Below are 19486 nucleotides of genomic sequence, written 5' to 3'. Positions count from 1 at the left end.
GCACGCACGACGTACACCGAGAAACGGAGAACAGTCATGGCCCAAGCCGCAGCCGTGGCGAAACCGCCCACGCCACCGAGGCGGCGCCGTGCCTCCGCCACGCCGCGCAGACTGCCCTACCTGCTGATCGCCCCGGCGGGTCTGCTCATGCTGGGCTTCATCGCCTACCCGGTCATCAGCGTCTTCTACTACAGCCTGCAGGAGTACAACCCCACCAAGCCGTGGCGGAACGGCTTCGCGGGCTTCGACAACTTCGTCCACCTCTTCACCGAGGACCCGCTGTTCTGGGACACCCTGGTCTTCAGCGCCAAGTGGGTCGTCGTCGAGGTCGGCCTCCAGCTGATGTTCGGGCTCGCGCTGGCGCTCATCGTCAACCAGACCTTCATCGGCCGGGGCATCGGCCGCGCCCTGGTCTTCTCCCCGTGGGCCGTCTCCGGGGTGCTGACCTCGGCGATCTGGGTGCTCCTCTACAACTCCCAGACCGGCATCACCCGTTACCTCGCCGACATGGGCATCGGCGAGTACGGCACCAGCTGGCTCTCGGACACCTCCACCGTCTTCTCGGCGGTGGTCGTCGCCGACCTGTGGCGCGGTGTCCCCTTCTTCGCCATCCTCATCCTCGCCGACCTCCAGTCCGTCTCCAAGGACCTGTACGAGGCCGCCGAGGTCGACGGGGCCAGCCGCTTCCAGCAGTTCATGCACATCACGCTGCCCCACCTCAAGGACGCCATCATCCTGTCCACGCTGCTGCGCGCGGTGTGGGAGTTCAACAACGTCGACCTGCTCTACACCCTCACCGGCGGCGGACCGGCCGGCGTGACCACGACGCTCCCGCTGTACATCGCCAACACCAGCGTCGACGCCCACGACTTCGGCTACGCGTCGGCGCTCACCACGGTCGCGTTCGTGATTCTGCTCTTCTGCTCGATCGTCTATCTGCGGCTGAGCAAGTTCGGAGGCGAAAGCAAGTGATCACCCAAGAGGCCTCCCCGGCCGCACCCGCCCCCGCGCGCTCCGCCGCCGAGCCGCCGAGCCGCCCCGCGAGGAAGAAGCACCGCGCCTGGGACGAGGTGCCCCGATGGCACATCTACCTTCCCCTGGGCATCTACCTCCTGTTCACCCTCATCCCCTTCTACTGGATCCTGCTCTTCGCCCTGCGCCCGGCCGGCTCGACCTCGCTGGTGCCCTGGCCCATGACCACCGCCCACTTCGAGAAGGTGTGGACGGACCGGGCCTTCGGCACCTTCTTCCAGAACAGCGTGCTCGTCGGTGTCGCCACCCTGATCACGACGACGCTGGTCGCCCTGGCCGGCGGCTACGCGCTCGCCCGGTTCGACTTCCGCGTCAAGCGGGTCTTCATGCTCGCGCTGCTGTGCTCCCAGTTCGTACCCGGCGCACTGCTCCTGGTCCCGCTGTTCGAGATCTTCGCCGGGCTGCAGATGATCAACTCGCTGCTCAGCGTCATCATCGCCGAGACGGTCTTCCAGTTGCCGCTGTCGATGATCCTGATCAGCAACTTCATCAAGAACGTGCCGTACTCGCTGGAGGAGGCCGCCTGGGTCGACGGGTGCAGCAGGATGCGGGCGTTCCGGGTGGTCGTCCTGCCGCTGCTGCGGCCCGGACTGATCGCCGTCGGTTCCTTCGCCTTCGTCCACTCCTGGAACCACTTCCTGTTCGCCCTGATGTTCCTCAACAACCAGGAGAAGCAGACCATCCCGGTCGGTCTGAACACCCTGATGAGCGCGGACAGCGTCGACCTCGGCGCCCTCGCCGCGGGCGGCATCATCGCGGCCGTGCCCGTCGTGATCGTGTTCGCCTTCATCCAGAAGTGGCTGATCACCGGCTTCAGCGCGGGGGCGGTGAAGGGATGACCGCACCCGAGGCCGCACCTCAGGCCGCCACCGAGGCCGCGTCCGGCGCCACGGCCCGGTCCGAGCCGCTGCCCGTCGTGCTCGCCGGCGCCCGCGGCCACGGCCGCTGGCACCTGGCGAACATCCGCAGGCTCCAGGAGGACGGGCTCGTCCGGCTGGCCGGCGTCTGCGAGCTCACCCCGCTCACCGAGGACGAGTTCGGGGGCGGCGGGTTCGGGGGTGGCGGGTTCGAGGGCCGACCGCCCGAGCAGTCCGCCGACTTCGGCGCCCTGCTGGAGTCCACCGGAGCCCGGATCGCGGTCGTGTGCACCCCGATCCACACCCACACCGACCTCGCCCTCGCCGCGGCCGAACGGGGCGTGCACCTCCTGCTGGAGAAGCCGCCGGCGCCGTCCTACGCCGAGTACCGGCGGATGGCCGACGGGGTCGCCGCCGCGGGGATCGCCTGCCAGATCGGCTTCCAGTCGCTGGGCTCGCACGCCGTGCCGGCCATCCGCGCACTGGTCGCCGACGGTGCCATCGGCCGGCCGACCGGGACCGGTGGCGCCGGGGCGTGGGTGCGCCCGGAGGACTACTTCCGGCGGGCGCCCTGGGCGGGCCGGCGCCGGCTGCACGGCGTCGACGTGATCGACGGGGCGCTGACCAACCCCCTCGCCCACGCCGTCGCCACTGCCCTGGCACTGTCCGGCAGCACCCGCGCCGAGGACGTCACCGGCATCGAGACCGAACTGCTGCGCGCCAACGACATCGAGTCCGACGACACCTCCTGCGTCCGCGTCACCACCGCACAGGGCCGGCCGGTCACCGTCGCCGCGACCCTGTGCGCCGAGCGGGCCGACGAGCCGTACGTCCTGGTGCACGGCACCAGCGGCAGGATCACCTTCTGGTACAAGCAGGACCGCGTCCTGGTCCAGCGTGCGGGCCACGGCCCCGAGGAACTCCACTTCGGCCGGACCGACCTGCTGGAGAACCTCGTCGACCACCTCGTCACCGGCGCCCCGCTGCTCGTCACGCCGGACGGGACGGGCGCCTTCATGAAGGTCGTCGAGGCGATCCGGCGCGCCCCCGACCCCGCCCCGCTGCCCGACGGCGCGTGGCACCACGTCCCCGGCGAGAACCGCCGTGTCGTCCCCGGCGTCGACGGCCTCGTCGCGGCCGCCGCCGACACCCTGTCCCTCTACTCCGAACTCGGCGCCTCCTGGGCCCTGCCCGTACGGCAGGACGTACCCGAGCCCGTACGGCACTTTGAAGAACCGTCCGCGCCGCGGTCCGGACACCAGACCGCACCGCACCCGCCGAAAGAGGTGAGCACCCGATGACCAGCGACGACTTCACGATCCTGCGCGTCGCGGGCCGGCCGGTCGGCCGGTACGTCACCCGGCCCGAGCTGCCCCCGGGGCTCTCCCCGCGCCCGTATCTGCACCCCGTCACCACCCTGGCCGGCACGACGGTCACCGAACTGTCGCCCGCGGACCACACCCACCACCTCGGCGTCGGTGTCGCCGTTCCCGATGTCGAGGGGCACAACTTCTGGGGCGGGCGCACCTACGTCCGTGACCGGGGTCCGACCGAGCTGGACAACCACGGCTCCCAGCGGCACTCCGGCTTCCAGCTCCGGGACCCCGACGGCTTCGTGGAGGAACTGCGCTGGACCGCCGCCCCCGGCGAGCTGCTGCGGGAGCGCCGCACCGTCGCCGCCACCGGACTCACCGACACCGCCTGGGCGCTGGACTTCACCTTCTCCCTCACCAACGTCACCAAGGCCCCGCTCTCCGTCGGCAGCCCGGCCACCAACGGCCGCCCCGGCGCCGCCTACGGAGGCTTCTTCTGGCGGGCCCGCAAGGAGGAGGCGGAGCCCGACGTCTTCACCGCCTCCGCCCAGGGAGAGGAAACGGTGCACGGCCGCCCGGCCGACTGGCTGGCCCTGACCGGCGCCGACTGGACGCTGGTGTTCGCCGGAGCCACCGGGACGACCCGCCGCGACCCCTGGTTCGTGCGCACCGCCGAGTACCCCGGCGTCGGCTCCTCCCTGGCCCACGACGCACGGCTGCCCATCCCGCCCGGGGAGACGGTGGTCCGCCGCGTCGTCACCGTCGTCGCCGACGGCCGCCTCGGCAGGGACGACGCCGCCGCCCTGGTCCGCAAGGCGGTGAGCCCGTGAGCGCCCCGCCGACGGACCTCACCTATCGCAACCCGGTGCTCGACGCCGACTGGTCCGACCCGGACGTGATCCGCGTCGACGACGACTTCTACCTGACCGCCTCCAGCTTCGGCCGCGTCCCCGGACTGCCGCTGCTGCACTCCCGCGACCTGGTCAACTGGACACTCGTCGGCCACGCGCTGCAACGCCTCGAACCCGAGGGCGAGTTCGCGGCGCCCCGGCACGACCGCGGGGTCTGGGCGCCCTCCCTGCGCCACCACGACGACCGGTTCTGGATCTTCTGGGGCGACCCGGACCAGGGCATCTTCCAGATCAACGCCCCCGAGATCCGGGGTCCTTGGACCCGCCCCCACCTGGTGAAGGCGGGCAAGGGCCTGATCGACCCGTGCCCGCTGTGGGACGAGGAGAGTGGCGAGGCGTACCTCGTGCACGCCTGGGCGAGGTCCCGTTCCGGCGTCAAGAACCGTCTCACCGGCCACCGCATGCACCCCCACGGCACCGAACTCCTCGACGAGGGCAAGGTGATCGTCGACGCCGACCGCATCCCCGGCTGGTTCACCCTGGAGGGGCCCAAGCTCTACCGGCACGACGGCTGGTTCTGGATCCTGGCGCCCGCCGGGGGAGTGGAGACCGGCTGGCAGGGTGCCTTCCGGTCCCGCGACTTCTTCGGCCCGTACGAGGAGAAGGTCGTCCTGGAACAGCGGGACACCGACGTCAACGGGCCCCATCAGGGCGGCTGGGTGCGCACTCCGTCAGGTGAGGACTGGTTCCTGCACTTCCAGCAGCGTGGGGCGTACGGCAGGGTCGTGCACCTCCAGCCGATGCGCTGGGACCGGGCCGCGGACACCTCCGGTTCGAGCGAAGGCGGGAGTGGTGGCGGAGGGGGCTGGCCGGTGATCGGGGACGACGGCGCCCCCGTCGCCGGGCACCGCCGCCCGGACCTGCCCGCCCAGCCGGCCGCCGCGCCCGCCACCGACGACGACTTCCCCGGTGGCCGGCACGGCCGTCAGTGGCAGTGGACGGCCAACCCCCGGGAGGGCTGGGCCACCCAGCACTCCGCCGACGGCCTGCGGCTCACCTGCGTCCGCACCGCCGACGCGCACGACCTGCGCAAACTGCCGAACGTCCTCACCCAGCGGCTGCCCGGCACCCCGTGCACCGTCGAGGTGGAACTGCGGCTCGACAGCGAGGAGCCCGGAGCACGGGCGGGCCTCGCCGTCCTCGGGGACGCCTACGCCTGGATCGGGCTCCAGCGAGGCGCGGACGGCACGACACACCTCGTGCACCGGTTCGCCGAGACGGTCGCCGAGGGCGAGCGCGACGCCGGTCACCCCCGGCTCGCCCCCGAGGGCCGGGCCCGGCTGCGGATCGAGGCCGGCCCCCAGGCCCGCTGCCGCTTCTCGTACGACACCGGGGACGGCTTCCGTCCCTTCGGGCAGGTCTTCGCCGCCACCCCGTGGCGCTGGGTCGGCGCCCTGCTCGGCCTGACCGCCCTGGCCCCGACGGGCCAGGGGCACGCCGGGACGGCGACCTTCACACGGTTCAGGATCAGTCCCGCGTAACCACCGGCCCCCGTACCCCCACATACGGTCCAGCAAGTCCAGCAAGTCCAGCAAGTTCAGAAAGTCCCGTTGGAACCAGAAGAACCAGAAGCAGAAGAGAGCCGACCAATGAAGATCAGCAATCGCAGAAGCAGCAGCACTGGCAGGCGCCGGACGTCGGCCGCCGTCGCCCTGGGCGCCGTGCTCGCGCTGACCGTCACCGCCTGCGGCGACGACGGCAGCGGCGCGGGCGGCGACCAGGGTGCCGAGGGCAGCGGCACGGGCAAGATCACCTTCTGGGACAACAACGGCGGTATCCGCACCGACATCTGGAAGGAGATCATCGCCGACTTCGAGAAGGCCAACCCGGACATCGAGGTCGAGTACGTCGGGATCGCGTCCACCGAGTACCAGTCCAAGGTCGACACCGCCATCCAGGGCGGCGGCCTGCCGGACGTCGGCGGTGTCGGCGCGGCGATGCTCGCGGGCTTCGCCGCCCAGCAGGCGCTCGCCCCGCTGGACGACCGGCTCGGGGAGTCGTCCCTCGAGGGGAAGCTCAACAAGGACATGGTCGAGTCGCTGCGGGCCGCCGGCGGCGGTGACGACAAGCTGTACTCGATCCCGACCTCCGCGAACAACGGAGTCCTCTACTACCGCACCGACCTGTTCGAGGCGGCGGGTCTCGAGGAGCCGACCACCTGGGACCGCTTCTTCGAGGCCGCGGGCAAGCTCAGCGACAAGGGCGAGAACGAGTTCGGGTACACCATCCGCGGTGGCGCCGGCTCCATCGCCCAGGCCCTGGACGCGATGTACGGACAGTCCGGCATCACCACGTTCTGGGACTCCACCGGTGAGAAGACCACGGTCAACGACCCGAAGAACGTCGAGGCCCTGGAGAAGTACGCGGGTCTGTTCAAGGAGACCACTCCCGCCGCCGACCTGAACAACGACTTCACCAAGATGGTCGCGCAGTGGGACTCGGGCACCATCGGCATGCTCAACCACAACCTCGGCTCCTACCAGGACCACGTGAAGGCGATCGGCGCCGACAAGTTCCGGGGCATCCCGCAGCCGACCGGACCCGACGGGGCCCGCGTCCAGGTCTCCAACCCGGTCGACGGGCTCGGCGTGTTCCAGAGCTCCAAGAACAAGGACGCCGCCTGGAAGTTCATCGAGTACGCCACCTCGGCCGAGGCCAACTCGAAGTTCAACGAGTCCGCGGGACAGGTGCCGGCCAACCTCGACGCCGCCAAGGACGACTGGATCCAGAAGGCGGAGCCGACGAAGCTGGCCGCGGACGCGCTGAGCGACGGGTCGACGACGATCGTCCAGCTGCCGTACTACCTGCCCGACTGGAACACCATCTCCAAGGCCGACAACGAGCCCAGCTTCCAGAAGGTGCTGCTCGGGGACATGAGCGCCAAGGACTTCCTCGACAACCTGGCCGAGCAGCTGAACGAGGCCCAGGCCGAGTGGCAGGAGCAGATGGCCTGAGCGGCGTTCGACAGCCGACGACACCACTGGATCCGGTCTCCGGTATCCGGTGACACCGCGGGGGCGGCCCGTCCCTTCCGGGCCACGGGCCGCCCCCGCGACCAGCCGCACCCGCCCGGCGCGGTCACGCACAGGTACAGTCCCGCGCCCCGCCCGGCGCACTCCCGGACCCCTTGCTGAAAGGCACAGGCTTGTGTCGCTCACTCGCAGACAGGTTTCCGCCGCCGGTCTCGGCCTTCCCCTCGCCCTCGCCGCGACCGGCACCGCCCAGGCCGCCCCCGGGCGCCCCCGCCCCCGCACCCTGTACATCGCCGGGGACTCCACGGCGGCCCAGAAATACGCCGACGCCGCCCCCGAGACCGGATGGGGCACGGCGCTCCCCTTCCTGCTCCGCCCCGGCCTCGACGTCGTCAACCACGCAGTGAACGGGCGGAGTTCGAAGAGCTTCGTCGACGAGGGACGACTGGACGCGATCCTCGCCGCCGTCCGGCCCGGCGACCTCCTGCTGATCCAGTTCGCGCACAACGACGAGAAGGCCACCGACCCGGCCCGCCACACCGAGCCCTGGACGACGTACCAGGACCACCTGCGGCTGTACGTCGACGGGGCCAGGGGCCGCGGGGCGCGGCCCGTGCTGGCCACCCCCGTGGAACGCCGGAGGTTCGACGCGGACGGCGCCGCCGTGCCGAGTCACGGCGACTACCCGGCGGCGATGCGGGCGCTGGCCGGCGAGGAGCGGGTCGCGCTGCTCGACACCCAGGCCCTGTCGCTGGCGCTGTGGCAGGAGCTCGGTGTCGAGGAGACCAAGAAGTACTTCAACTGGACCGCGACCGAGCAGGACAACACGCACTTCAACCCGCCCGGCGCGATCGCCGTGGCGCGGCTGGTCGCCCGGGAGCTGCTGCGCACCCGGGTGCTCGGGCCGCGGGACGTGCGCCGGCTGAACGACGTGATCCCCGAATCGTGGATCACCTGGCCGGACGCCGGCGCCACCGCCTGACCGATCGAACGAGAAAAAGGGAGAGCCGCACCATGAACAGACCGACATGGCATGCTCATGCCAGCATGAAGGCCGCCACGCTGGCCGGCTGCACCGCCCTCGTACTGGCCCTGACCGGCACCGGCGCCCAGGCCCACGGTCCTCACCACGGTGATCACCCCGGCAAGCACCGCGATCCCGCCCGGCAGACCCTCGGCGCGAACGACGGCTGGGCGTCCCACGGCACCGGCACCACCGGAGGCGCCGACGCCGCCCCCGAGCACGTCTACACCGTCAGCGACTGGGCCGGGTTCAAGGCGGCCCTGGCGGACGGGGGCAGCGCACCGAAGATCATCAAGGTGCGGGGGACCATCGACGCGGTCTCCGCGGGCTGCGACTCGCTCGCCGCCCCCGGTTACGACTTCGACGCCTACCTGGAGAAGTACGCGCCCGAGACCTGGGGCCGGGAACAGGACCTGAGCGACGAGAGCGACGACAGCCCCGAAGGACTGCGCAGGACCTCCGCGGACAACCAGAGCGCCGAGATCAAGGCGAACGTCCCCGCCAACACCACGATCATCGGCATCGGGAAGAACGCCGGGTTCAAGGGCGCCAGCCTGCAGATCAAGGACGTCGACAACGTCATCGTCCGCAACCTCACCCTCGAGAGCCCGCTCGACTGCTTCCCGCAGTGGGACCCGACCGACGGCGACCGCGGCAACTGGAACTCCGAGTACGACACCGCCGTCGTGTACAACTCCACCCACGTCTGGCTGGACCACAACACCTTCACCGACGGCGAGCACCCCGACAGTGCCGCGCCCACCCACTTCGGAATGCTGTACCAGCAGCACGACGGCGAGCTGGACATCGTCCGCGGCGCCAACTACGTCACCGCCTCCTGGAACATCTTCACCGAGCACGACAAGACGATCCTGATCGGCAACAGCGACGGCGAGTCCACGGCCGTCGGCGACCGGGGCAAGCTGAAGACGACCTTCCACCACAACCTGTTCTCGAAGCTGGTCGAGCGAGCTCCGCGCGTCCGCTTCGGACAGGTCGACGTGTACAACAACCACTTCGTGGCAAAGCAGGGCTTCTCCTACAGCTTCGGCATCGGCAAGGAGTCCCAGCTCGTCGCCGAGCACAACGCGTTCACCCTGGCGAAGGGCGTCACCCCGGGCAAGATCCTCAAGCGGTGGAACGACTCGCCGCTCACCGCCGGGAACAACCTCGTCAACGGCAAGCGGGTCGACCTGATCGCCGTGCACAACGCGGAGATCCCCGAGGAGACCCTCCGGTCCGGTGCCGGCTGGACACCCACCCTGCGCGCCGACGTGGACCGGGTGCGGGCGGTCCCGGCGCTGGTCAAGCACGGTGCGGGAGCGGGCCGTCTGCGCTGACCTCCCCTGCCCCGCGCACCCCTGACGCCGGGGCGGGCGCGTGCCACCCCCACTGTGGCGCGCACCCGCCCCGGTCCGTCCCGTCCGCTCCCGTACCGAAGGAGTATCCGCATGCCCTCGCCCCACGGCCGCCCGCTGCCGTTCCCCCCGCGCCCGTCCGCGCCCGTCTCCCGACGGGGCCTCCTGCTCGCGGGCGCCTCGGCCGCCACCGCGCTCGCCCTGGCCGCCGCCCCCGCGCAGGCCGCGCACGCCGCCCGGCCGACCGTTCACCCGCGCCGCCCGTTCGGCCGGTACGGCTCGCCCGCCGACCGTCTGACCCCCAGGACCCTGTACGTCCACCCCGGCGGTGCCGGCGACTTCACCTCCGTCCAGGCGGCCGTGACCGCCGCGACCGGCACCGGACGCGTCCTCGTCCTGGCCCCCGGCACCTACCGTGAGACGGTCTCCGTCGAGGCCGACCGCACCGGCATGACCTGGATCGGCGCCTCGCACAACCCCCGCGACGTGGTCATCGTGTACGACAACGCGGCCGGCACCCCGAAGCCGGACGGCTCCGGCACCTACGGCACCTCCGGCTCCGCGACCACCACCGTGCGCCCCGACGGCTTCACCGCCCGGTGGATCACCTTCGCCAACGACTGGCTGCGCACCGACCTCCCCGGCACCAGCGGTACCCAGGCCGTCGCCCTCAAGGTGCAGGGCGACCGCAGCGCCTTCACCCACTGCCGGTTCCTCGGCCACCAGGACACCCTGTACGCCGACTCCCCCTCCCTGGACACCTTCGCCCGCCAGTACTTCTCCCACTGCTACGCCGAGGGCGACGTCGACTTCGTCTTCGGCCGGGCGACCGCCGTCTTCGAGCACTGCCACTTCCGCACCCTGATCCGCCCGGACCTGGCCGGCGCCCCGTACGGCTTCGTCTTCGCGCCCTCCACGGCCGGCGCCAACCCGCGCGGCTACCTCGTCACGAAGAGCAGGATCAGCAGCGAGGCACCCGACGGCCACTACAAGCTGGCCCGCCCCTGGGTGCCCAGCTCCGACCCCACCGCCCGCCCGATGCTCACCGTCCGCGACACCCACCTCGGCCCCGGCATCGACGCGGTCGCGCCCTACACCAACATGGCAGCCGGTCACCCCTGGCAGGACCAGCGCTTCGCCGAGTACCGCAACAGCGGTCCCGGCGCCGTGGTCACCGTCCCGGAGAACCGGCCCCGGCTCACCCGGGACCAGGCCGCCGCCCACACTCCCGGGACCTACCTCGGCGACTGGCGCCCCCGGCCGGCCGCGAAGTGACCTCCGCCTCCGCCCTCGTCCCCGTCCCGGGCCCGACCGGCCTCCACCAGGCGCTCAAGGACGACCTGACGTTCCCCCTCGCCTGGGGCACCTCACCCGTCCGGGACTTCGACGCGTGGCGGCGAGCGGCCCGGGACAAGGTCGAGGACCTGCTCGTCGTCGACGACCAGGCGGACACCCCGTACGCACCCGGGTTCACCGCGGGCCCCGCCGGGGGCGAGCAGGAGGACGGGTGCACACGCGAGGTGGTGACCCTCTCCCTCACCCGCTACGACAGAGTCCGCGGCGCGCTGCTCACCCCGCGCGGCACCGGTCCCTTCCCCGCCGTGCTGCTCCTGCACGACCACGGCTCCCGCTTCGACATCGGCAAGGAGAAGTGCGTCCGCCCCTGGTACGACGCCACCGGCACCCGTCTCGCCTCCGCCGAGCAGTGGGCCGCGCGGCACTTCGGCGGACGCTTCGTCGGCGACGAACTCGCCCGGCGCGGCTACGTCGTGCTCTGTCTGGACGCCCTCGGCTGGGGCGAGCGGGGGCCGTTGACCTACGAGCGGCAGCAGGAACTGGCGAGCAACCTCTTCCACCTCGGCTCCTCGCTCGCCGGACTCCACGCCCGCGAGGACCAGCGTGCCGCCGCCTTCCTGGCCGGCCTCGAGAGGGTGGACTCCCGCCGGGTGGCCGCCCTGGGTTTCTCCATGGGCGGCTACCGGGCCTGGCAGGTGGCAGCCCTCAGCGACCACATCGCGGCCGCGGCGAGCGTGTGCTGGATGACCGGGCTGAAGGACATGATGGTGCCCGGCAACAACACGCTGCGCGGGCAGTCGGCGTTCCACATGCTCCACCCCGGCCTCACCCGGCACCTGGACATCCCCGACGTGGCGAGCATCGCCGCACCCCGGCCGATGCTGTTCTTCCACGGCGGGCTCGACCCGCTGTTCCCCGCCGACGGCGTGCGGACCGCATACAGCCGGCTGCGTACCGTATGGCGCTCACAGGACGCCGGCCACCGACTGCGTCTGAAGACGTGGCCGGACCGCGGCCACGTCTTCGACGGCGCGATGCAGGACGAGGTCCACGCCTGGCTGGCCTCCGTCCTGTGACGGCGGCCGGCCCGGGCTCCTACGGGTACGCGGCCAGCAGCCGGTCGTACTCCGCCCGCGTCACCGGGATCACCGTGCCGTGCCGGGGACTGGCGGGCAGCCGGTGGGTGGTGGACGGGGTCCAGCGGCCCGAGGCGAGGTCGGTCGTCTCGAAGGGGAGGTAGCCCCGGCCGCCGTACTCGTCGATGAACAGGTACCACCTGTCCTCGGTGTTGGACTTGAACACCGTCGGCCCCTCGCCCCGGCTCATCGCCCCGCTGCCGATGCAGTCGGCGACGAAGGTGTACGACGTCGAGGTCAGGTCCGCCGACTTCTCGCCGGTGATGAACTTCGAGCACGGGGAGCCGGAGGACGGGTCGCGCTCGTCCTTGGTGTACCGGTAGTAGGTGCCCCGGTGCTCGACCACCGTGGAGTCGATCACCGAGTAGCCGGGGTCGTTCCAGATCTTCGGCTCGCTGAAGGTGCGGAAGTCCCGGGTGGTCGCATACAGCATCCTGTTGTACGTCGACCTCGTGTGGCCGGGGTCGTCGGCCGCGTACAGCTTCGACGCCCAGAAGACGACGTACGCGTTCCGTGACGCGTCCCAGTAGGCCTCGGGCGCCCAGGTGTTGCCGGCGGTGCCGGGGGAGACCCGCACCAGACGCTGGTCGGTCCAGTTCACCAGGTCGGTGGACTCCCACACCATGATCGACTTACTGCCGTGCCGCTGGACCTCGTCCCAGCTGCCGCTGCTGCCCTGGTACATCCGCAGGTCGGTGGCGATCAGGTAGAACCTGCCGCCGTCGGGGGAGCGGATCACGAACGGATCGCGCAGCCCCTTCTCACCGATCGTGGAGGTCAGCACCGGTCGGCCGCCGTTCAGCTCACGCCAGCTCAGCGCGTTGTTGCCGCGGCTGAGGGCGTAGCGGATCTGCTCACCGTCGGCGGTTCCCTCACCGGTGAAGTAGGCGAAGAGGTATCCGGCGTAGGAGGCCTTGGGCACGGGCGGGGTTCCGGGTTCCGCGGCGCCGGGCCCAGCGGTGAGGAGGGAGAGCAGCAGGGCGAGCAGGAGCGCCGGGAAGGCGGCGACGGACAGGGGGCGGGGCAGGAGCGTGCGGGCGGGCCGGCGACGCATGGCGCCTCCTGTGGGAGTGTGGGGGATTCCGTCGGAGTCGGCCCTCGGAGTGTCACCGGCTGGTGGGACACCGTCAACCGGCGCGGACGGGGCAGCGGGGTCGAAAGGTTTCGCCGGTTTTCGCCGGCGTCCAGCGCGCGACGCGGACGCCCCGGCGGGAGTTCACCCGCCGGGGCGTCGGTCATGTGCTCGGCGGGGTCACTTGTAGGTGATGTCCGAGTCCGAGAACTTGCAGTACTTCCCGTCGGCGCCGGAGCCGAGGTCCTTCGGCTCCTTGCCCGTGTTGTTGCCCTGGTAGCGGGTGCAGGTCTTCATCTTCTTCTTGCTGTCCCCGTGGACGCGGATCTGCGACAGCGTGGCGGTGTCCCCGTAGTTGGTGTTGATGCCGACGATCGACTTGCCGGGGGCCGTCAGGTCGATGTCCTTCAGCACGATCGTGCGCTTGTACTGCGTCTTGCAGTTGCCGCAGGAGCGCACCAGCTTGCCGAAGTCCTCGACCTGGAAGCCGCTCACCGTCAGCGTCCCGGCGCCGTTGAACTGCAGCACCTTGTCGTCGGCCTTCCTCGCGCCACCGCCGATCACCTTGTACTGCGCCGAGGACGACTTGCCCTTGAAGCTGGCGGCGTCCTCACCGACGTCCAGCCACCACACGTTCTGCAGCGTGCAACTGCCCTTGCAGTGCACGCCGTCGGCGGCGGGGGTGCCGATGATGACGTTCTTGAGCGTGGCACCGTCGGCCAGCTCGAAGACCGGGTCCTGGCCCTCGTCCTGGCTGTCGCCGCCCAGGTCGCCGGTGCCGTAGTACTTCTTCATGCCGCCGTCGAGGGACCCGGAGACCGGGATGGTCTTCGGCACCGGCTTGCTGCCGGTGTCCGAGGGCCACGAGGAGGCGGCGCTCGCGGTGGACAGCATCGTCGAGGTGAGGATCGCCGCACCCGTGACGCCGAGCGCGGAAACCCCGGCGATCACCGCCCGCCTCCTGCCGGTCCGGCGGCGGTGGGAGACGGGCTGTTCGGCTCGTGCAGTCATGCTCGTTCCTTGCGTGAGGAGAATCGTTTCGCCTCTTGGTTGCCGCAAGGCGGGGAAGAGTTGCCGCGAGCGAGAAGTTTTTTTCCGGCTTCTCCCCGGCCGCCGTCGCCCCGCGGGCGAACGACGGGACTTCCACCGCACGTCAGTCGTCCTGGGCCGCGAAGTCGCCGCCCACCAGAAGCTGTCCGGAGCCGGTGGCGGCCGTCGCGGTGTACGTGTCCGCCTTGGCGTCCCGGCCACCGCGTGCGTGGTCGTACTGCCCCGCGAAGACCCACTCGCCCGGCGCGACCGTACGGTCCTTCCTGAGAGTCCAGGTGTAGACGACGAAGCCGTCCCGTTCGTCGGTGGTCAGGCTGAAGTCCTTCTCGGGCGGGGAACGCCAGGCACCCGTGGAGGAGACCCCGCCGGTCTGCGCGATCCGCAGTTCCACGGTGAGCGCGGTCAGCCGCTCGGTGGTCTTCAGGGTGACGTTGCTCTGCGCCCAGAACTCGTTGCTGTGCCGGTCCACCGAGCCGTCCGACCACAACGGCCCGTCCTCGACGTCCTCGGGCTGCCGAACGGCCCCCGGCGCCTTTGTCGCGGGCGTCCCCGTCCCCGGCGTGCGGGCCGGTGCCGAACCCGGCTCGCCGGTCTCCCCCGAGGGGTCCGTCGACGGCTCCGCCGGAGGCAGGGGCGCCCGGCTCGTCGCGTCCGGTGACGGCGCGGGCTCCGCTGTCGGCGAGACCGCCACCTGCCGCTGCGCGGGAGGCTCCGCATCGGTCACCACGGACGCGACCGCGAATCCGCCCACCGCGAGCACTCCGGCCACCGCGGCCGTCGTGCCCGCCACCCGGACCCATCCGAGCGCCGGCGGGCGCGTGGCCCGACGGCCGGGCCGGGCCGGGCGGGCCATGCCGCGTTCGACCCGGGCCAGGATGCGCTCCCGGTCGGGCTCGTGCTCCCCGGCCGCCTCGTGCAGCCGGGCGCGCAGCTCGTCGTGCACGTCCCGCCGCATCGTCATCGGTCCCTTCCCGTGTCCTCGCCGGTGGGCTCCCCCGGGTGTCCCGCCACGGCGTGCACCCGCCGTGGCACCTCCGCCGTGCCCAGCAGCCGCTGCAGTTCGGCCATCCCCTTCGAGGTCTGGCTCTTCACCGTACCCACCGAGACGCCCAGGGCGAGCGCGGTGTCCTTCTCCGACAGGTCGAAGGCGTGCCGCAGCACCACACACGCCCGCTTGCGGAACGGCAGCCGGCGCAACGCCTCCCGCACATCCACCACCCCCGCGACATCCGGGTTCTCGGCCCGTTCCTCGCGCTGCGACCAGAACAGGGCGATCCGGCGCCGCTCGCGCACCGCGCTGCGTATACGGGTGCGGGCCAGATTGGCGACCACGCCCCGCGCGTACGCCACCGGGTGGTCGGCGGCGCGCACCCGGTCCCAGCGGTGCCACAACGCCAGCAGGGCGTCCGCCGCCAGGTCGTCGGCGGTGTCCGCCTCGCCCGTCAGCAGGGCGGCCAGTCGCGACAGTTCGGCGTAGTGACGCTCGAAGAAGGCGTGGAACTCCACAGAGGCGGCGTCGTCGACGAGTGTGCCCACGGGCGACCTCCCCTCGCTGCGGTTTCGGGGGCCCGTGAGCCCCGGCAAGTGACGGTGTGTGTCATGTAGATGACATGCGAACATCCGGAGTGGACCGTGCGCGAGATCCGGAGCGTAGCAGTGATCACCCACGGGTTCGTCCGGAGGGCCGAACGTCGAACGGCCGGTCGGCGCCCGAATCCGTAAACGCGAAGCACACCTGAACGCGGTTCGGCGCGGGCACGATCCGGCGGCATCCGCACCCGGCTCACTCAGGCACCGGCCGTCACCGGTGAGGGCCGGCAACCACTCAGGCGCTCAGGAGCGTTCGCCGTGTCCGACTCGCAACAGGTGGCCGGCAAGCCGGACTCCCCGCCCTCCGCGGGGAACACCGTCGGCCGGTTCCTCAGGATATCGGCGCGCGGCTCCACCGTCGGCCGGGAGATACGCGGCGGCTTCGCCACGCTCTTCACCATGGCCTGCGTCCTCGTCCTCGACCCGCTGATCCCCGGCAGTGCGAAGGGCAGGTCCGGCGAACAGCCCGACCCCGTCCGGCTCACCATCGCCACCGCCCTGGTGACCGCCGTCATGCCGTTCACCTGCTCGATCACCAACGGCATCGGAGCCGGCCCCGTCGCCCACGCGCTGCTCCAGCCGGTGCCGGGCAGGGCGAAGGAGATCCACTGGTTGCCGGGGGAGGGGGGACCTCGGCACTGTTCCCGGTGTTCCTCGCGATCGACCCGATCGAGCAGATCCCGGGCGTGGGGCAGGACGCAGGACAGGACCGGCCTCCGCGGAAGGTGACGGGCCGCCCCCGGGGGGAGGGAGCGGCCCGTCACCGGTACAGACGGCTCCCCGGCCGGAAAGGTTCAGCGCCTTGACGAACTCGTGGCGCGAAACCCGGTGTCCGCCGGCCGAGCGCCGGGGGAAAGCCGTTCAGCCGGCCGGTATGACGGCGAGGACGAGTTCGTCGGTCCCGGCGCCCCGGGCCGGCGCATACCCCGTCTCCCGCGCGACGACCCGGAAACCGCACTTCTCCAGGACCCGCAGCGACCCCGCGTCGTCGGCGGCCACGCGCGCGTGCAGCGGACGCCCGGTCACCTCGGCCGGCAGAGCGCGCAGGGCGGCGGTGGCGATGCCCCTGCCCCAGTACGCGCGGTCGGTCCGGTAGGTCACCTCGCGCTCGCCCGCCGTTCCGTGCACCGCCGCGTGGCCCACCACGTCGCCGTCGCACAGCACCGTGCGCGCGACGACGTCCGGCGCGGTGCGGATACGCGCCCGGTGGTCCTCGAAGGCCTCCCGGCCGGCCGGGTCCCCGGCGGTGAAGGCCGCCGTCCACAGCGCCTCCGGGTCGTTCGACTGCCGGTGGAAGACCGGCAGACCGCTCCCGTGCACCGCGCGCGGCGCGACCTGCGGGCCGGTCACGGTCAGAGCCTGCGGGTGGCCAGCGTCAGCCGGTCGCGCGCGTCGAACAACGCGTCCTTGACCATCTGCTCGTGCGCGGGGGTGAGCCGGGCGACCGGCACCGAGCAGCTGATCGCGTCCCGCGCGGGGGTGCGGTAGGGGATCGCCGCACCGAAGCAGCGCAGCCCCAGTGTGTTCTCCTCGCGGTCCACCGCTATGCCCTGCTCCCGCACCTGGTGCAGCTCCTCGATGAGCTTCTCCCGGTCGGTGATCGTGTGCTCGGTGAGGGCGGGCAGCGTCTGCGGGAGCATCCTGCGCACCTGCTCGTCCGTGTACGTGCTCAGCAGCGCCTTGCCGAGCGACGTCGAGTGCGCGGGCAGCCTGCGGCCGACCCGGGTGAACGGGCGCAGATAGTGCTGCGACTGCCGGGTGGCCAGGTACACCACGTTGGTGCCGTCGAGCCGGGCGAGGTGGATCGTCTCCGTGGTGTCGTCCGACAGCCGGTCCAGCGTGGGCCGGGCCGCCGCCACGACCTCGTCCCCGTCGATGTACGACGTGCCCACGAGCAGCGCCCGCACGCCGATGCCGTACCGCGTGCCCGTCGAGTCCGTCTCCACCCAGCCGAGGTCGACAAGGGTGCGCAGCAGCATGTAGAGACTCGACTTGGGGTAACCGACTGCCTCCTGGACCGCCGCAAGGGAATGCATGCCGGGGCGCCCGGCGAAGTACTCGAGCAGTTCAACGGTCCGCACCGCGGACTTGACCTGCGCGCCGCCGCCCGTCTCGCCAGCCGACATGCCCTTGACCCTTCGTTCGACGAGAAGCTGAAGTTATAGTCTCCAACAGCCCATTCATCATCAGAGACAGCGTTCAGTATATCGAACACTCCTGGTGGACGACGTACATACTGCGGCATTGCAAGCGGCAGTCAAGCGGAAGGACTCGCGGTGGCAGCAGCACCAGTCTGGAGTGTCGACCCCCGAACCGGGAAGCAGCGGGAACAGGTTGCGGTGGAGGCCACGGCCCAGGAGGTGGACGCCACCGTCCGGGCCGCCCACGAGGCACGGGGCGCGCTGGCGGACCGCACCGTCCGCTCGGCCTTCCTGCGCTCGGCCGCCGACGAACTCGAGGCGGCCAAGGACACGCTCGTCGAGGTCGCCGACGCCGAGACCGCTCTCGGACCGGTCCGCCTCACCGGCGAACTCGCCCGCACCTGCTACCAGTTGCGGGCCTTCGCCGACATCGTCGACGAGGGCGCCTTCCTCGACGTCGTCGTCAACCACCCCGACGACACCGCGACCCCGCCCGTCCCGGACCTGCGCCGCTACAAGGTCCCGCTGGGCGTCGTCGCCGTCTACTCGGCCTCCAACTTCCCCTTCGCCTTCTCCGTCCCCGGCGGCGACACCGCGAGCGCCCTCGCGGCCGGCTGCCCCGTGGTCGTCAAGGCCCACCCCGACCACCCCGGCCTGTCCGAGCTGGTCGCCAGGGTGCTGCGCCGGGCGGCAACCGTGCACGGCATCCCCGAGGGCGTGCTCGGCCTGGTGCACGGCTTCGAGGCCGGCGTCGAGCTGGTCCGGCACCCGCTGGTCGCGGCGGCCGGCTTCACCGGCTCGGTACGCGGCGGCCGGGCCCTCTTCGACGCGGCGGCCGCCCGCCCGGTCCCCATCCCGTTCCACGGCGAGCTGGGCTCCCTGAACCCGGTCCTCGTCACGGAGGCCGCCGCCGCCGAGCGCGCCGAGGCGATCGGCGCCGGGCTCGCCGGGTCGATGACGCTCGGCGTCGGCCAGTTCTGCGTGAAGCCGGGGCTCGTCCTCGCCCCGGCGGGCGAGGCCGGCGACCGCCTGGTCAAGTCCCTGACCGACGCCGTCAGCGACACCGACGCCGGTGTCCTGCTCGACCACCGCATGCGTGACAACTTCGTCGCCGGGGTCGCCGAGCGGGCCCAGCTGCCCGACGTGGAGTCCCCGGTGACGCCGGGCGCGGGCGGCGAGCACACCGTCAGCGCCGGCTTCCTCACCGTCCCGGCGAGCAGGCTCGCCACGGAGGGCGAGCACGACCTGCTCCTGGAGGAGTGCTTCGGCCCGGTCACCGTCCTGGTCCGCTACGAGGACGACACCGAGGTCCGTTCCGTCCTGACCCGCCTCCCCGGCAACCTCACCGCCACCGTCCACCTCTCCGAGGAGGAGGGCGCGGGCCAGGGGCGGGGCGCGGAGATCCTCGGCGAACTGACCCCGCTCGCCGGCCGGGTGCTCGTCAACGCCTGGCCGACCGGTGTCGCGGTCGCCCCGGCCCAGCACCACGGAGGCCCCTACCCGGCGACGACCTCCACCTCCACCTCGGTCGGCGGCACCGCCATCGAGCGCTGGCTGCGTCCCGTCGCCTACCAGAACAGTCCCGAGGCCCTCCTGCCGCCGGAACTGCGCGACGACAACCCGCAAGGGCTGCCGCGCCGGTTCAACGGCCGACTGGAGCGCTGACGCGTACGGCAGGCGGACTCGAGGGGCCCGCCCGGCGGATCGTGCCGGGCGGGCCCCTCATGGCCCGTC

17 protein-coding genes and 1 pseudogene are annotated in these 19486 nt (G+C 71.7%); 12 read left to right on the top strand and 6 right to left on the bottom strand.

Features of this window, described 5'->3' with window-relative positions; translation table 11 throughout:
- The first annotated feature begins 36 nt into the window (after positions 1-36).
- The 10 genes from ACWZEH_RS07000 to ACWZEH_RS06955 all read left to right on the top strand — a co-directional run bounded on the left by ACWZEH_RS07000 (position 37) and on the right by ACWZEH_RS06955 (position 11839).
- Complete coding sequence (locus ACWZEH_RS07000) at positions 37-972, top strand: carbohydrate ABC transporter permease (protein WP_456196595.1); 936 nt, start codon at positions 37-39, stop codon at positions 970-972.
- Complete coding sequence (locus tag ACWZEH_RS06995; protein WP_456196593.1) at positions 969-1871, top strand: carbohydrate ABC transporter permease; 903 nt, start codon at positions 969-971, stop codon at positions 1869-1871. The genes ACWZEH_RS07000 and ACWZEH_RS06995 overlap by 4 nt, the downstream gene beginning before the upstream one ends.
- Positions 1868-3190, top strand: a complete 1323-nt coding sequence (locus tag ACWZEH_RS06990; protein WP_456196591.1) for a Gfo/Idh/MocA family protein — start codon at positions 1868-1870, stop codon at positions 3188-3190. The genes ACWZEH_RS06995 and ACWZEH_RS06990 overlap by 4 nt, the downstream gene beginning before the upstream one ends.
- On the top strand, positions 3187-4032 hold the full coding sequence (locus ACWZEH_RS06985) for a DUF6807 domain-containing protein (protein WP_456196590.1): 846 nt from the start codon (positions 3187-3189) through the stop codon (positions 4030-4032). Before ACWZEH_RS06990 ends, ACWZEH_RS06985 begins: the two co-directional genes overlap by 4 nt.
- Positions 4029-5594 carry a glycoside hydrolase family 43 protein gene (locus tag ACWZEH_RS06980; protein WP_456196588.1) on the top strand — a complete coding sequence of 522 codons (1566 nt, stop codon included), beginning with the start codon at positions 4029-4031 and terminating at the stop codon, positions 5592-5594. Before ACWZEH_RS06985 ends, ACWZEH_RS06980 begins: the two co-directional genes overlap by 4 nt.
- 108 nt (positions 5595-5702) lie before the next feature.
- Positions 5703-7067, top strand: coding sequence for an ABC transporter substrate-binding protein (locus tag ACWZEH_RS06975; RefSeq protein WP_456196586.1), 1365 nt, complete (start codon positions 5703-5705; stop codon positions 7065-7067).
- Positions 7068-7260: 193 nt separating this feature from the next.
- Positions 7261-8067, top strand: coding sequence for a rhamnogalacturonan acetylesterase (locus ACWZEH_RS06970; protein WP_456196584.1), 807 nt, complete (start codon positions 7261-7263; stop codon positions 8065-8067).
- Positions 8068-8099: 32 nt separating this feature from the next.
- A complete protein-coding gene (locus ACWZEH_RS06965; protein ID WP_456196582.1) occupies positions 8100-9449 on the top strand; it encodes a pectate lyase family protein in 1350 nt (449 codons plus the stop codon).
- A 111-nt stretch (positions 9450-9560) separates the two neighbouring features.
- A complete protein-coding gene (locus tag ACWZEH_RS06960; protein WP_456196580.1) occupies positions 9561-10742 on the top strand; it encodes a pectinesterase family protein in 1182 nt (393 codons plus the stop codon).
- On the top strand, positions 10739-11839 hold the full coding sequence (locus ACWZEH_RS06955) for a dienelactone hydrolase family protein (RefSeq protein ID WP_456196578.1): 1101 nt from the start codon (positions 10739-10741) through the stop codon (positions 11837-11839). Before ACWZEH_RS06960 ends, ACWZEH_RS06955 begins: the two co-directional genes overlap by 4 nt.
- Before the next feature lie 22 nt (positions 11840-11861).
- Here the strand turns inward: ACWZEH_RS06955 and ACWZEH_RS06950 are convergent.
- The 4 genes and pseudogenes from ACWZEH_RS06950 to ACWZEH_RS06935 form a co-directional block, all read right to left on the bottom strand.
- Positions 11862-12953, bottom strand: a pseudogene (locus ACWZEH_RS06950) (glycoside hydrolase family 43 protein); the annotation flags it as partial.
- 198 nt (positions 12954-13151) lie between these two features.
- Positions 13152-13982, bottom strand: coding sequence for a pectate lyase (locus ACWZEH_RS06945; RefSeq protein ID WP_456196576.1), 831 nt, complete (start codon positions 13980-13982; stop codon positions 13152-13154).
- 142 nt (positions 13983-14124) lie between these two features.
- Positions 14125-14982, bottom strand: a complete 858-nt coding sequence (locus ACWZEH_RS06940; RefSeq protein WP_456196574.1) for a hypothetical protein — start codon at positions 14980-14982, stop codon at positions 14125-14127.
- Positions 14979-15557: a SigE family RNA polymerase sigma factor gene (locus ACWZEH_RS06935; RefSeq protein ID WP_456196572.1), complete on the bottom strand. Its 579-nt coding sequence runs from the start codon at positions 15555-15557 to the stop codon at positions 14979-14981. The genes ACWZEH_RS06940 and ACWZEH_RS06935 overlap by 4 nt, the downstream gene beginning before the upstream one ends.
- Before the next feature lie 312 nt (positions 15558-15869).
- Here ACWZEH_RS06935 and ACWZEH_RS06930 point away from each other — a divergent pair, with 312 nt between their 5' ends.
- On the top strand, positions 15870-16340 hold the full coding sequence (locus ACWZEH_RS06930; RefSeq protein ID WP_456196571.1) for a hypothetical protein: 471 nt from the start codon (positions 15870-15872) through the stop codon (positions 16338-16340).
- Positions 16341-16472: 132 nt separating this feature from the next.
- Here ACWZEH_RS06930 and ACWZEH_RS06925 read toward each other — a convergent pair whose 3' ends face one another.
- Together ACWZEH_RS06925 and ACWZEH_RS06920 are read right to left on the bottom strand one after the other, a co-directional pair.
- Positions 16473-16961, bottom strand: a complete 489-nt coding sequence (locus ACWZEH_RS06925) for a GNAT family N-acetyltransferase (protein WP_456196569.1) — start codon at positions 16959-16961, stop codon at positions 16473-16475.
- A gap of 2 nt (positions 16962-16963) precedes the next feature.
- Entirely contained in the window at positions 16964-17737 is a 774-nt protein-coding gene (locus ACWZEH_RS06920; protein ID WP_456196567.1) for an IclR family transcriptional regulator, read from the bottom strand.
- A 150-nt stretch (positions 17738-17887) separates the two neighbouring features.
- Between ACWZEH_RS06920 and ACWZEH_RS06915 the strand changes: the two genes are divergently transcribed.
- The gene (locus tag ACWZEH_RS06915) at positions 17888-19417 is read left to right on the top strand and encodes an aldehyde dehydrogenase (NADP(+)) (RefSeq protein ID WP_456196565.1); all 1530 of its coding nucleotides are present in this window, start codon (positions 17888-17890) and stop codon (positions 19415-19417) included.
- The last annotated feature ends 69 nt before the right edge of the window (positions 19418-19486 follow it).

The sequence above is a fragment of the Streptomyces yamdrokensis genome, from assembly GCF_053890455.1.
The sequence above is the reverse complement of the archived record's forward strand: the minus strand, read 5'-3'. Positions and strand labels throughout refer to the sequence as shown.

Coding starts and splice junctions, on each gene's coding strand:
- ACWZEH_RS06960 (WP_456196580.1), top strand. CDS start 9,561: ATGCCCTCGCCCCACGGCCGCCCGCTGCCGTTCCCCCCGCGCCCGTCC.
- ACWZEH_RS06965 (WP_456196582.1), top strand. CDS start 8,100: ATGAACAGACCGACATGGCATGCTCATGCCAGCATGAAGGCCGCCACG.
- ACWZEH_RS06975 (WP_456196586.1), top strand. CDS start 5,703: ATGAAGATCAGCAATCGCAGAAGCAGCAGCACTGGCAGGCGCCGGACG.
- ACWZEH_RS07000 (WP_456196595.1), top strand. CDS start 37: ATGGCCCAAGCCGCAGCCGTGGCGAAACCGCCCACGCCACCGAGGCGG.
- ACWZEH_RS06985 (WP_456196590.1), top strand. CDS start 3,187: ATGACCAGCGACGACTTCACGATCCTGCGCGTCGCGGGCCGGCCGGTC.
- ACWZEH_RS06990 (WP_456196591.1), top strand. CDS start 1,868: ATGACCGCACCCGAGGCCGCACCTCAGGCCGCCACCGAGGCCGCGTCC.
- ACWZEH_RS06920 (WP_456196567.1), bottom strand. CDS start 17,737: ATGTCGGCTGGCGAGACGGGCGGCGGCGCGCAGGTCAAGTCCGCGGTG.
- ACWZEH_RS06940 (WP_456196574.1), bottom strand. CDS start 14,982: ATGACGATGCGGCGGGACGTGCACGACGAGCTGCGCGCCCGGCTGCAC.
- ACWZEH_RS06945 (WP_456196576.1), bottom strand. CDS start 13,982: ATGACTGCACGAGCCGAACAGCCCGTCTCCCACCGCCGCCGGACCGGC.